The 12,317-nt window shown below is 45.1% G+C and carries 12 protein-coding genes; 5 read left to right on the top strand and 7 right to left on the bottom strand.

The genetic code is table 11. The annotated features are described in order from the left end of the window. Positions 1 to 13: 13 nt before the first annotated feature. Both hemW and J3998_RS06875 read left to right on the top strand, forming a co-directional pair. Positions 14 to 1,162, top strand: coding sequence for a radical SAM family heme chaperone HemW (hemW, locus tag J3998_RS06880; RefSeq protein WP_208149125.1), 1,149 nt, complete (start codon positions 14 to 16; stop codon positions 1,160 to 1,162). A gap of 54 nt (positions 1,163 to 1,216) precedes the next feature. Then, complete coding sequence (locus J3998_RS06875) at positions 1,217 to 2,356, top strand: AsmA family protein (protein WP_208149113.1); 1,140 nt, start codon at positions 1,217 to 1,219, stop codon at positions 2,354 to 2,356. A gap of 65 nt (positions 2,357 to 2,421) precedes the next feature. Here the strand turns inward: J3998_RS06875 and trmB are convergent, their stop codons facing one another. Next, a complete protein-coding gene (gene trmB / locus J3998_RS06870) occupies positions 2,422 to 3,183 on the bottom strand; it encodes a tRNA (guanosine(46)-N7)-methyltransferase TrmB (RefSeq protein WP_208149110.1) in 762 nt (253 codons plus the stop codon). A gap of 86 nt (positions 3,184 to 3,269) precedes the next feature. Between trmB and mutY the strand changes: the two genes are divergently transcribed. Together mutY and J3998_RS06860 are read left to right on the top strand one after the other, a co-directional pair. Beyond that, a complete protein-coding gene (gene mutY, locus J3998_RS06865) occupies positions 3,270 to 4,349 on the top strand; it encodes an A/G-specific adenine glycosylase (RefSeq protein WP_341829254.1) in 1,080 nt (359 codons plus the stop codon). A 15-nt stretch (positions 4,350 to 4,364) separates the two neighbouring features. Further along, a complete protein-coding gene (locus J3998_RS06860) occupies positions 4,365 to 4,634 on the top strand; it encodes an oxidative damage protection protein (RefSeq protein ID WP_208149108.1) in 270 nt (89 codons plus the stop codon). A gap of 96 nt (positions 4,635 to 4,730) precedes the next feature. Here the strand turns inward: J3998_RS06860 and J3998_RS06855 are convergent, their stop codons facing one another. From J3998_RS06855 to trxA, 6 genes are all read right to left on the bottom strand, one after another. Then, on the bottom strand, positions 4,731 to 5,024 hold the full coding sequence (locus J3998_RS06855; RefSeq protein WP_208149097.1) for a hypothetical protein: 294 nt from the start codon (positions 5,022 to 5,024) through the stop codon (positions 4,731 to 4,733). Positions 5,025 to 5,230: 206 nt separating this feature from the next. Then, positions 5,231 to 6,295 (bottom strand): uroporphyrinogen decarboxylase, encoded by a 1,065-nt coding sequence (gene hemE / locus J3998_RS06850; protein ID WP_208149094.1) that lies wholly within the window; start codon positions 6,293 to 6,295, stop codon positions 5,231 to 5,233. Positions 6,296 to 6,432: 137 nt separating this feature from the next. Next, on the bottom strand, positions 6,433 to 7,239 hold the full coding sequence (locus J3998_RS06845) for a thermonuclease family protein (RefSeq protein WP_208149092.1): 807 nt from the start codon (positions 7,237 to 7,239) through the stop codon (positions 6,433 to 6,435). 133 nt (positions 7,240 to 7,372) lie between these two features. Next, positions 7,373 to 7,624 carry a type B 50S ribosomal protein L31 gene (locus J3998_RS06840; RefSeq protein WP_208149082.1) on the bottom strand — a complete coding sequence of 84 codons (252 nt, stop codon included), beginning with the start codon at positions 7,622 to 7,624 and terminating at the stop codon, positions 7,373 to 7,375. A gap of 109 nt (positions 7,625 to 7,733) precedes the next feature. Continuing rightward, positions 7,734 to 8,990, bottom strand: coding sequence for a transcription termination factor Rho (rho, locus tag J3998_RS06835; protein ID WP_208149071.1), 1,257 nt, complete (start codon positions 8,988 to 8,990; stop codon positions 7,734 to 7,736). Between the two features lie 133 nt (positions 8,991 to 9,123). Next, entirely contained in the window at positions 9,124 to 9,438 is a 315-nt protein-coding gene (trxA, locus tag J3998_RS06830) for a thioredoxin TrxA (protein WP_208149069.1), read from the bottom strand. Between the two features lie 484 nt (positions 9,439 to 9,922). Between trxA and uvrD the strand changes: the two genes are divergently transcribed. After that, a complete protein-coding gene (uvrD, locus tag J3998_RS06825; protein WP_208149067.1) occupies positions 9,923 to 12,181 on the top strand; it encodes a DNA helicase II in 2,259 nt (752 codons plus the stop codon). Positions 12,182 to 12,317 lie beyond the last annotated feature (136 nt).

Genomic DNA, 12,317 nt, shown 5'->3' with positions numbered 1-12,317 from the left:
TTTGGGAGCTCGAGTGCAATTTTCTCAACCTCTACCGCTCAGTCTATATGTGCACTATCCATGGTGCATTCAGAAGTGTCCCTATTGCGATTTTAATTCGCACACTCTGAAACAAGAATTGGACGAAAGCGCCTATATTGATGCCATGCTCAAGCAGTTGGAGCAGACCTTACCCCAGATTTGGGGGCGGCCAATTAAGAGCATTTTCTTTGGTGGCGGTACGCCCAGCTTGTTTTCCGAAGAGGGCATTAATCGTTTTCTATCGCAAGCACGTGCGCTACTCGGTTTTAATCCGCAAATTGAGATTACTTTGGAAGCCAATCCCGGTACGGTGGATTTTGAAAAATTCGCGATGTTCCGCAAAGCGGGTATTAACCGTTTGTCGATGGGAATTCAAAGCTTCGATGGCGAGAAACTCAAAGCGTTAGGACGGATTCACTCTTCTGGTGAAGCCAAACGCGCGATTCAAGCGGCGAAGGATGCCGGATTTGATAATTTCAACTTAGATCTGATGTTTGCTTTGCCGAACCAGTCGCTAGAAGAGGCCATTGCCGATGTCGAGCAAGCGCTTGAATTTTCACCGCCGCACCTATCGCATTATCAACTAACGTTAGAGCCGAACACGCCGTTCTTTAAGCAGCCGCCGCCTCTGCCGGATGACGATGCGGCTTGGGAAATGCAAGAAGCATGTCAGAAGGTTATCGCCGATGCAGGTTATCAGCATTATGAAGTTTCTGCCTATGCGCAAGAGAGCAAGCAGTGCCGTCATAACTTGAATTATTGGCAGTTTGGCGATTACATCGGTTTGGGTGCAGGCGCGCACGGCAAAATTACCATGGCTCCGGAAGGCCGAGTGCTGCGTACGCAAATGCCGGCCTCGCCGGGCGGTTATGTCAGCGGTATTCAAAACGGTCAGTTCGGGCGCACCACCGAAGTCGATGACAAAGAAATTTTGTTTGAATTTATGCTCAATGCATTGCGTCTGCAAGACGGTTTTGAGCTCTCATTATTTAAACAGCATACCGGTTTGGATATGGAGATGTTGGAGCCTTATCTGCATAAACTGTCACAACAAAACTGGATTTGTTTAGAGGAAGAGCATTTGTCGCTTACTAAACGCGGTAAAGTCTATTTAAATAACGTGGTCAGCGCTTTTTTGTAATGATATTGCTGTTAAAATTGCCGGCAGTTTCATAGCCATTGATAGGATAAAAATATGCACCCGACAAAGAAATGGATTAAACGCTTGGTTTTGGTTTTAGCGATTATTCCGCTACTGATTTTTTTGGCGTTTGTTGGGGCTGTCAGTTTTATCGATTTTAATGGCTATAAGCCGCAAATCGAGAAGGAGGTCACTGACTACACCGGTCGCGATTTTAAAATCGAAGGCAGTATTGATGTCTCGGTTCTGCCGTTTACCTTTTCGGTCGGCAAGTCGATCCTCTCACAGCCAAAAGGCTATGAAAATGAACCTCCGCAGCTGACTATTAAACAGGTTGAAATTGAACTGTCGATTTGGGAATTACTGCTGAATAAGCGCTTGCAGGTGAAAACCGTTGAGCTGGTTGAACCGCAATTGCAATTGGTAAAGAATGCTCAAGGGCAGGATAACTGGTCGGATTTGCCGCATATCAGTAAATTGCTGCCGATGTTGCCGCGTGCACAGCATGCCAATGGTTTATCGGTAAATATGCCTTTTGTTGCACAAGCACAAGCTAATCAAATTGAGTTGCCTTGGAGTTTACAGAGTTTAGTGGTGACTAATGCAAGTTTACAGCTTGATGACCAGCAGGAACATTATCAGGTTGAACTGCAAAAACTGAATCTGTTTGCTTTGGATATTCAACCGGATCAGGCTTTTGAACTACGTGGTGACTTTGCCTATCACCATAGTTTGTCGCCGCGTACCATTGTTTTTCGGATGACTACAGCGCTAGAAATAGACCCGAGCTTGCAGAATTTCCAATTTAATAATTGGCAGGGCTTGGTTAAAGTTGAATTGAAAGAAGAATATGCTACACCGGAAGTGCATTTGACCACCAAAGGGTCGGTGATGAAATTAAACTTGCGCAATAAGCGTATTCAGGTGGAACAGTTGCAGCTTTCCGGCTTGAATGGCGATGTGCAGACCAATTTCACCGGATATTTTGGTGCTGAGTTAAATCTGCAAGGTGAGATGACTGCCAGTAAGCTTGACTTGCCAAACTGGTCAAAACATTTGGCCTTACCAATGTTGCAGAAAGATGACCCTAAGTGGCAAATGGTAAATGGCGAATATCGTTGGCAATGGCAAAATGGTGCGATTGAAATCAAACCTTATAGCGCCGAAGAGTTATTAAAGCAAGACGGACAGTAGAAACTAACCGGCAAAGAAAAACCGCTTGGAAGTGACTTCTCAGGCGGTTTTACGAGTGTGAACGCTTAAACGCGTTCGAAAATTAAATCCCAAACGCCGTGTCCTAAGCGATGGCCACGCGCTTCGAACTTGGTTAGCGGGCGATAATCCGGGCGTGGGGTAAACTGTTGGTCGCCACTGATGTTTCGGTAGTTCGGCGCTGCGCTCATCACTTCCATCATATGCTCGGCGTAGTTTTCCCAGTCGGTCGCCATATGAAATTGGCCGCCGATTTTAAGATGTTGCGCGATGGTCGCGGCAAAAGCCGGTTGCAGAATACGACGTTTGTGGTGGCGCTTTTTATGCCAAGGGTCAGGGAAAAATAGATAAACCCCAGACAGTTCATTTTTAGGGATGCAGTCTTCTAAGACTTCAATCGCATCGTGATTAAAGACGCGCACATTGCTGAGGTTTTTCTCTTCAACTAACTTCAGTAGCGCACCGACACCCGGCTTGTGAACTTCAATGCCGATATAGTTGTTTTGCGGATTTGCTTCCGCCATTTCCGCCAAACTTTTCCCCATTCCGAAACCGATTTCAACAATGGTTGGTGCTTCACGTCCAAAGACCTCGGTTAAATTGAGCATTCCATTGTTTATTTCTAGCCCAAACGCATTCCAGTGATCTTCAAGAGCTTGCTCTTGAGCGTTGGTCAAACGTCCTTGACGACGGGCAAAGCTACGAATACGCTCGTTATACTTTTCTGGCTTGGCTTGTTCTTCCGTCGCAGCATTTTCTGTATTGACGGCTTCTAAATCGGTTGGCTTGTCGTGGCTGTGATCGCTCATGCTCAATTCCTAAGTAACGCTTTTGGGTACAATATCGATTTTTTAATTGGCGCATTATAGCCGAAATTGGAAATAGAGGATTGTCTGTGAGTTTGCAGCCAGAACAGTTTTATCAGCGTTTATTAGCGTGGTTTGATGATTACGGCCGTCATGACCTGCCGTGGCAGCAGGATATTAATCCTTACCGCGTATGGATTTCCGAGATTATGTTGCAGCAGACGCAGGTGACCACGGTGATTCCGTATTATCAAAAATTTATGCAATCGTTTCCGACCGTGCAGGATTTGGCCGCAGCCACACAAGAACAAGTTTTGGCGCATTGGGCGGGATTAGGCTATTACGCGCGCGGCCGTAATTTGCATAAAGCGGCGCAATTGATTGTTGAGCAATATGACGGAGAGTTTCCCGATACCTTAGATGAAGTGGTCGCCTTACCCGGAATTGGTCGCTCCACTGCCGGAGCGATTCTGTCGATTGCTTGTGGCAAGCGCCATCCGATTTTAGATGGTAATGTAAAGCGGGTGCTTGGGCGTTTTTATGCATTGGAAAAGTGGCCGGGCGAGAAGGCGGCAGAAAATTGGTTATGGGAAAGAGCGGCTCAACTGACGCCACCGCAACGTTATGCCGACTATACGCAAGCGATTATGGATTTGGGGGCGACTTTCTGTACACGCTCTAAACCGCAATGCGCTGATTGTCCGATCTCGGCCGGTTGCCAGGCCTTTGCGCAAGATCGAGTGGCCGATTTTCCATTTAAGAAACCGAAAAAAGACAAGCCGGTGCGCCAAGCTTATCTGTTGATTCTGCAACAAGCCGACGGCAGTTTATGGCTGGAAGAGCGTCCGCAAAAAGGCATTTGGGGGGGGCTTTGGTCGTTTCCGCAACTGGAAACTTGGCAAGCGTGTGAAGACAAAGTGCAAAGCCGGTTTAGTCCTTCGGTAAGTTTGTTAAAATGGCAGGAATTCAGACATACGTTTTCGCACTATCATCTGGATATTACGCCGGTCTTTTCTCAGCAATCTCAACTTATTGCCGAGCCAAGCGCAAATTATGCAGCTGACGAGAATGAGTCTGGTCGCTGGGTAAGCATGCAAGACTTGTTAGATGAAAAGCTGGGGATTCCGGCTCCAGTGCAAAAATTGGTTAAACAATTACAAGATTATTAATAGGAGGGCATTTGAATGTCTCGTAAAGTAATGTGTGCCAAATTAGGCGAAGAATTAGACGGTTTAGATTTTGCTCCATTCCCGGGTGAATTGGGCGAGAAAGTCTTTAATTCAATTTCTAAAGAAGCGTGGAAACAGTGGTTAGGTCAACAAACGATTCTAATCAATGAATACCGCCTATCAAGCCTTGACCCGAAAGCGCGTAGCTTTTTATTAGAAGAGATGCAGAAGTTCTTGTTTAATGATGAGGACATTGATATGCCGGAAGAATTCAAAGCTTTATAGCCAGGACGAGCTACTGCAAACCCCAAATACGGTGTTAAAAATTGACTCGCGCTTATAGTAAAACGGCCAGTAGAAACCAATCCATTGGGCGTTTTTTTATTTATGGCTTGTGTCTTTGTAATTGCCTTCAATGATCAGTGCTTGGCAGGTTTCCGGATTATAGGCAATTCGTTTCCAAGAAAGACGTTCTCCCGGTTTTAGTCGGATTTTGTTTTTGAATTCACAGTCGTTGTGATCCGTTTTTATCCCTTGATGAATAAAGCGTTTTGTTTCAATAAAGTTATTTGGATATTTAAGCTGAATAACTGCTTTGCCTTCAAGCGTTACAGGCTCAGCATAAACCGGAATATTCCATAATAACGGGATTGTCAGTAAGGCAATTTTGTTCATCTTTTGCGTCGTCGAAATATCAATCTAATCTTTTGATAGTAACAAAAAACGCCCAGTAGAAATCAATCTACTGGGCGTTTTTTCGTACATATCTTTTTAAGACAAACTGAAGTTGTTCCTATCAAGGCGGGTTAGGGCGAAGTTTAGTATCACTAAATGAGCCCTAGCCCCAACATAGAGAGGGGCAATTTCAGGCGTCTTAATCTTTAAGAGTGGTATTGGCCTGATAGCTCAGTCACCGCATTTATAAATGCCCCTGCATTTTCCGGTTTCACTTCTGGGTGAATGCCGTGGCCCAGGTTAAATACATGGCCTGAACCCTTGCCGTATTTCGCTAGAATTTGTGCTACTTCTTCGCGGATACGTTCTGGTGAAGCGTATAGCATTGAGGGATCCATATTGCCTTGTAGTGCAACTTTATCGCCAACGCGCGCACGAGCAACGTCGATATCAGTCGTCCAATCTAGGCCAAGCGCATCACAGCCTGTCGCCGCCATGTCTTCTAGCCATTGACCGCCGCCTTTGGTGAATAGAATCACCGGCACTTTACGACCATCGTTTTCACGTTTTAGACCGTCAACGATTTTGTGCATGTAGTTTAGCGAGAACTCTTTGTAGTCACGTGGAGTCAGTACGCCGCCCCAAGTGTCGAAAATCTGTACCGCTTGAGCACCGGCTTCGATTTGTGCATTTAGATATTGGATAACCGATTCCGCTAGTACATCTAGGATGTGGTGCAGGGTTTTTGGCTCATCGTACATCATCGCTTTGACTTTCGAGAAAGTCTTTGAAGAACCGCCTTCTACCATGTAAGTTGCGAGTGTCCACGGGCTACCAGAGAAGCCGATTAGCGGGACACGACCGTTTAGGTTTTTACGAATGGTGCTCACCGCATTCATCACGTACTGAAGGTCTGAGCCCATGTCTGGCACATACAGTTTTTTGGCATCTTCCATGGTGCGCACCGGCTTATCAAACACAGGCCCTTCGCCGGTTTCAAATCGCAGCCCTAGACCCATTGCATCTGGGATAGTCAGAATGTCTGAGAACAGGATTGCCGCATCCAGAGGGAAACGCTCTAGTGGCTGAAGAGTCACTTCACAAGCTAATTCCGCATTGCGGCAAAGATCCATAAAAGAACCGGCTTGCGCACGGGTTGCACGATATTCAGGCAGATAACGACCTGCTTGACGCATCATCCATACTGGCGTGCGGTCAACTGGTTCTCTTAATAGTGCGCGTAAGAAACGATCGTTTTGTAGTTCTGCCATGTTCAGGCCCTTCTTAGTATCGGTAAATTTTTAAACCGAGGTATTTTAGCCGATAGCAGAGTGTTTACAAAACTTTCGCCATGAAGGGAGGATTGAGATTATTTATCGTGTGCTTACTGTAGCTAATTGGTCACGCTTTAATTACTGTTATTGAGTGGATTAAAGACATTAAAGGCGTATGGATGTTCGACCACCATAAACATATTACCTTTGTAGAGATAGTTGTAACCACGCACTTCGATGATCTTGCCTTGCAGTGCTTGCAGTTTGGCGTAATCAAATTTATCCCAAGCTTTTTTCGGGATGCGAATGCCGGTGGTATCGAAGTTAATCAAATAGTAGGTACTGCTTTTCAGCACTTCTTTAACCTCGCCTTGCACAATGCGAAACCCTTGGTCTTCGGCGTAGACTTCGCTACTTTTTACTAGCGGGAAATGGCTCTGTGGATTTTTTTTCAGTTGATCCCATAGCTGATAGTTGTTATCGCGAGCTTCTTTTTCGGCAGCAAAGTAGCATTTGGAATAACGCACATTGTCGTTTTGCACGCGATTGATAGCAAAGCCGGAACGAATCATCTCGGCATTCAGGCTAGTACCATCTTCAAAAAAAGCATGTGCTTGCTGAACGCGGTTTTTATTCATTTTGGTTGTGTCGTAGACAATACCTATTTTCAAATCATGATTGGCAAGCAGAGTGTTTAGGTGGTTTTGCGATTGTTTGGCGAGTGGTTCGCCGGGAGTGTGGAATTTATAGGTACGTTCCTTTTGCGGCGCATACAGGCCGATAAGGTGGACACGTTGGTTTTGAATGACAATGGTCGAACCGTTTATTGCATATTGTGCTTCAACCCATAGGTCAGGTTGGAGATTATTGCAGCTTTGTTGTGCCGCAACGGCATTTTGTACAAGCAATAGAGAAACGAGAAAGGCAAAAAACGTTTTCATGGAAGACCTGAATTAGACGATATTGTCTTATTTAAGCAGGTTTTACGGTTTTTTCCAGCGTTGGAATCAAATTTTGGGCATAAAAAAACGCGGTATAAACCGCGTTTTAACAAAAATCGAATCGAGTCGTGAATTAACGACGACGACCGTATTTTTGTTTGAACTTCTCAACACGACCTTCTGTATCAACGATAGTTTGTTGACCAGTGTAGAATGGGTGAGAAGCGCTAGAAACTTCAATACGTACTAGCGGATATTCGTTACCGTCTAGAGTAATGGTTTCGCCAGAAGTTTTTTCAAGAGTCGAACGAGTAAGGAAAGTCTCACCAGTTGAGATGTCTTGGAAAACTACGTCTTTATATTCTGGATGAATGTCTGCTTTCATGATGACGGTCCATTAATAATTAGTTACTTTCGAAAGAAACGTGCATTATAGGGATTAAAGCTATAAATGCAAGCTTCTTTTTTTAATTTATTTGCAATTAATCAAGGGCTTAGCGCTTCATTGCGCCAAATAACTCTGCATTGGTTTTGGCAACTTTCATCTGATCGATCAAGGTTTCAATCGCTTCGACTTCGTTCATGCCGCCCATGAATCGACGAAGTACCCAAATATTTTGGTATTCTTCCTGATCCATAAGCAGCTCTTCTTTACGCGTCCCGGATTTAGTGATGTTAATCGCAGGGAAGGTACGTTTCTCGGCGATATTACGTGATAGATGAAGTTCCATGTTACCGGTACCTTTGAATTCCTCAAAGATAACCTCGTCCATTTTCGAGCCAGTTTCGATTAGTGCCGTTGCGATGATGGTCAAAGAACCACCTTCTTCAATATTACGTGCCGCACCGAAGAAACGTTTCGGACGGTGTAGTGCGTTAGCATCCACACCACCGGATAGAATTTTCCCGGATGCCGGAGTAACCGTGTTGTAAGCACGCGCCAGACGAGTAATCGAATCAAGCAGGATCACTACATCCGTTTTGTGTTCAACCAAACGCTTGGCTTTTTCGATTACCATTTCCGCAACCTGAACGTGGCGAGCAGCCGGTTCGTCGAAGGTCGAAGAAATCACTTCTCCCTTAACGGTACGTTGCATTTCCGTTACCTCTTCCGGGCGTTCGTCAATCAGTAGAACGATTAGGTAGCAGTCAGGATAGTTTTCAGCGATAGACTGAGCCATCTGTTGCAGGATAACCGTTTTACCGGATTTTGGCGGCGCTACGATTAGACCACGCTGACCCTTACCGAATGGAGATGCGATGTCGATAATACGTGACGTAATATCTTCTGTTGAACCGTTACCTAGTTCCATGCGTAAACGATCATTTGAGTGCAGTGGTGTTAGGTTTTCAAAAGCGATTTTCTTACGTGCGACTTCCGGGTCTTCAAAGTTGATTTTCTCAACTTTCAAAAGTGCGAAATAACGCTCGCTCTCTTTTGGTGGACGAATCTTACCTTGAATAGTGTCACCTTTGCGTAGGCCGAAACGGCGAATCTGGCTAGGTGAAACGTATAGGTCGTCAGGACCGGCAAGATAAGAACTGTCTTCGGTACGTAAGAAGCCAAAACCATCCGGTAGGATTTCTAGAACACCTTCACCGTAGATGTCCTCACCTTTTTTCGAGTGAGCTTTAAGGATAGCGAAAACCATGTCTTGCTTGCGCAAACGCGCCAAGTTTTCTAGGCCCATCGAGGTCGCTAAGTCAATTAATTCTGCCGCTGAGCGTTTTTTTAAATCTAATAAATGCATAGGTCTATTTTCGATTGAGTTAAGTGCATTAGCTGTGAGGAGCAGCCGTAGCTGAAGTTGATATAAATAGAAGAGTAAGTGAGAGGAAATTCACTTCTGGACACATTTAGTATGCCCAGAAGACGGAAAAAAATTAAAGGTTATCGTTTAAGAAGCTAACCAATTGGGACTTAGAAAGTGCACCAACTTGAGTTGCATCCACTTCGCCGCCTTTGAAAAGCATTAGCGTTGGGATACCACGAACACCGTATTTAGGTGGAGTCGTTGGGTTTTCATCAATGTTTAGTTTCGCAACCTTAACACGGCCGTCGAATTCAGCTGCAATTTCGTCTAGGATCGGTGCAATCATTTTACAAGGACCACACCACTCGGCCCAAAAGTCTACCAATACCGGTACGTCTGACTGTAGCACTTCCGCTTCAAAATTCGCGTCGCTTGTTGAAATCATGATTTCTCCTTCTCTTATGGAGCTCCTTGCGCAAGTACACCTGACCCACAAATTATGTTTTTGTTGGATTGGGGAAAAGTAATGCGGAGCTTTTGTCTGAATTGACTATTTCGGATTCAAAAACGAATGTTTTTGGGGTTTTTGAATCAATTGATTTTTTGAATCCGTTAATTATTACATTAATTTGTTTTAAATAGCAAGTACATCTGTTTATTTTTTATTGCCTGTAATAAAGGCCTGTTTTCGCTCAACATAACGCAGATTTGACTTCCTTTGATAATAAAGTCCGCGGCTTCCTAAGCCGCTTTACTGGTTTTTGATAACGCCTGAGCCCAGCAAAAAAAATTAAATTAGCGTAGGATATGCTCTATTATTTTTAGTCCAAGTTGATTTTGGTAACAAAAATTAAGCGCGCTCGGTAAAATGCCAAATCACGGTATTGTTTGTGATAAGCGTAATCAACTTTATACGGATCAAGGGTTTCATGGATATCTCACATATATTAGACGATTTGAATGACGCGCAACGGCAAGCGGTGACTTTGGATGAAAGTCACGGCTTAATTCTCGCAGGCGCCGGCAGTGGTAAAACACGCGTTTTGGTACACCGCATTGCTTGGCTGACCGAAGTGATGGGGTACTCTTCTTATAATGTGTTAGCGGTGACTTTTACTAATAAAGCGGCTAATGAGATGCGCGGCCGTATCGAGAATTTGATCGGCCATCAAGCAAACGGCTTGACCATGGGGACTTTTCACGGTATCGCTTATCGTATTTTGCGCCAACACCATCTGGATGCCGACTTGCCGAATAGTTTCCAAATTCTCGATGCTGATGACCAGAAACGCGTCGTTAAGCGTTTATTAAAATCGATGGAGCTAGACGAAAATCAATGGCCGGTTAAGCAGGTACAGTCCTTTATTAACGGTGAAAAAGAAGAAGGTCGTCGTCCGCATCATATTGACATCGGCCACAATCCTTATGTTGCTAAGTTGGTGGAAATCTATAAAGCCTATGAAGAAGTTTGTCAGCGCGGGGGGCTGGTTGATTTTGCCGAACTGTTACTGCGCGCACATGAATTGTGGCTGAAAAAGCCGCATATCTTGGCGCATTATCAAGCGCGCTATCGTCATATTTTGGTGGACGAATTCCAAGATACTAATAGTTTGCAATACGCTTGGTTAAGAGTTTTAGCTGGCGCCAGCGGTAAGCTTTTTGTGGTTGGTGACGATGATCAGTCGATTTATGGTTGGCGCGGTGCGAAGGTCGAAAATATCCGTCAATTTGATCAAGATTTTGCCAATACCCAAATGGTTCGTCTGGAGCAGAATTACCGCTCAACCGGAACGATTTTGAAAGCAGCCAATACCTTGATTGCCAATAACGACACGCGCATGGGTAAACAGTTGTGGAGCGCCGGCGATGAAGGCGATCCGATTCTTTTATATGAGGCGTTTAATGAATTTGACGAAGCGCGTTATGTGACCGCGCAGATTGAAAAGTGGGTTGAGCACGGCGGTAAACGCGATGAAGTGGCGGTGTTATACCGTTCTAATGCGCAATCGCGAATGATTGAACAGGCGTTGATGCAAGCGCAGATTCCGTATCGCGTTTATGGTGGCTTGCGATTCTATGACCGCGCCGAGGTAAAAGATGTGTTGGCGTATTTGCGTTTAGTGGTTAATCGCGATGACGATGCTGCCTTTGAACGTGTTTATAACCATCCGCCGCGTGGCATTGGTCAGAAAACCGCCGATGCGATTCGTGTGGTCGCACGCGATCAGCAAATTTCTTTGTGGAAAGCGAGCCAGTCGTTGCTGGATAATTCACTTAAAGCGCGTGCTAAAACCTCGGTACAAGGCTTTGTCGATTTAATTGAAAATTTAACCGATGCCTTGCATGAACAGGACTTGGAACAGCAGTTGGTCAAAACCATTTCACTGTCCGGCTTGCAGCAGCATTTTGAAAAAGATAAGTCCGAGCAGGGACAAGGTCGTCTGGAAAACTTGGATGAATTGATTAGTGCCGCGGCGCAGTTTGATAATCGCGCTAAGCAGCAACAAGCCAATGGCATTAGCTCCGAGCAATCGGTCATGGAAGCTGACGACAAGGCAGCGCAATATGACGGCACCATTAATCTTGAGCAACCGGAAGAAAATACTTTGGAAGCTTTCCTTGCGCAGTCCGCATTGGAAGCCGGTGAACAGCAGGCAGACGCTTGGGAATCTTGTGTGCAGCTAATGACCTTACATTCGGCTAAAGGTTTGGAATTCCCGCTGGTGTTTATGGTTGGGGTTGAAGAAGGGCTGTTCCCGTCACAACAATCGCAAGAAGACCGAGCGCGTCTTGAAGAAGAACGTCGTTTGGCTTACGTTGGCATCACTCGTGCCGAAAAGCAGTTAATCATTACCCATGCACAACGCCGTCGATTGCATGGTTCAGAGTTTTTTCCGATGATGTCACGCTTTATTAAGGAGATTCCGTCGGAATGTCTGCATGAAGTTCGTTTGAGCGGAAAGGTACAACAAACTTCGCAGATGGGACGTGATTCTGGTTTTAGCAGTAGTTCTAAGGTTAATGAAACCGGTTATGCCGTCGGTGATCGCGTTAGTCATGCCAAGTTTGGTGACGGCATTGTTCTCAACTACGAAGGCAGCGGTGAACATGCGCGAATTCAAGTGAACTTTACTGAATTCGGTTCCAAATGGTTAGTTATGGCATATGCCCGCTTAGAACGTCGTTAAAAGTTTTTGATGATTTCGACACTCTTTGTTACTCAATCGCTCGTTTAGATGAAACTAAACGTCGCTCTGAGTGCCGCGATTGTCAAAACCTCAAAAGCTTTTGGATTTTAACTGCGGCTTCAAATGCCTTGATTAG

It is taken from the genome of Thiomicrorhabdus marina (assembly GCF_017571465.1).
Taxonomy (GTDB): Bacteria; Pseudomonadota; Gammaproteobacteria; order Thiomicrospirales; family Thiomicrospiraceae; genus Thiomicrorhabdus; species Thiomicrorhabdus marina.
This window is presented reverse-complemented; position numbering and strand designations above follow the sequence as displayed.

Excerpts from the sequence above, each read along its gene's own strand:
- J3998_RS06875 (WP_208149113.1), top strand. The coding sequence starts at position 1,217 with ATGCACCCGACAAAGAAATGGATTAAACGCTTGGTTTTGGTTTTAGCG.
- trmB (WP_208149110.1), bottom strand. The coding sequence starts at position 3,183 with ATGAGCGATCACAGCCACGACAAGCCAACCGATTTAGAAGCCGTCAAT.
- J3998_RS06860 (WP_208149108.1), top strand. The coding sequence starts at position 4,365 with ATGTCTCGTAAAGTAATGTGTGCCAAATTAGGCGAAGAATTAGACGGT.
- J3998_RS06855 (WP_208149097.1), bottom strand. The coding sequence starts at position 5,024 with ATGAACAAAATTGCCTTACTGACAATCCCGTTATTATGGAATATTCCG.
- hemE (WP_208149094.1), bottom strand. The coding sequence starts at position 6,295 with ATGGCAGAACTACAAAACGATCGTTTCTTACGCGCACTATTAAGAGAA.
- J3998_RS06845 (WP_208149092.1), bottom strand. The coding sequence starts at position 7,239 with ATGAAAACGTTTTTTGCCTTTCTCGTTTCTCTATTGCTTGTACAAAAT.
- J3998_RS06840 (WP_208149082.1), bottom strand. The coding sequence starts at position 7,624 with ATGAAAGCAGACATTCATCCAGAATATAAAGACGTAGTTTTCCAAGAC.
- rho (WP_208149071.1), bottom strand. The coding sequence starts at position 8,990 with ATGCATTTATTAGATTTAAAAAAACGCTCAGCGGCAGAATTAATTGAC.
- trxA (WP_208149069.1), bottom strand. The coding sequence starts at position 9,438 with ATGATTTCAACAAGCGACGCGAATTTTGAAGCGGAAGTGCTACAGTCA.
- uvrD (WP_208149067.1), top strand. The coding sequence starts at position 9,923 with ATGGATATCTCACATATATTAGACGATTTGAATGACGCGCAACGGCAA.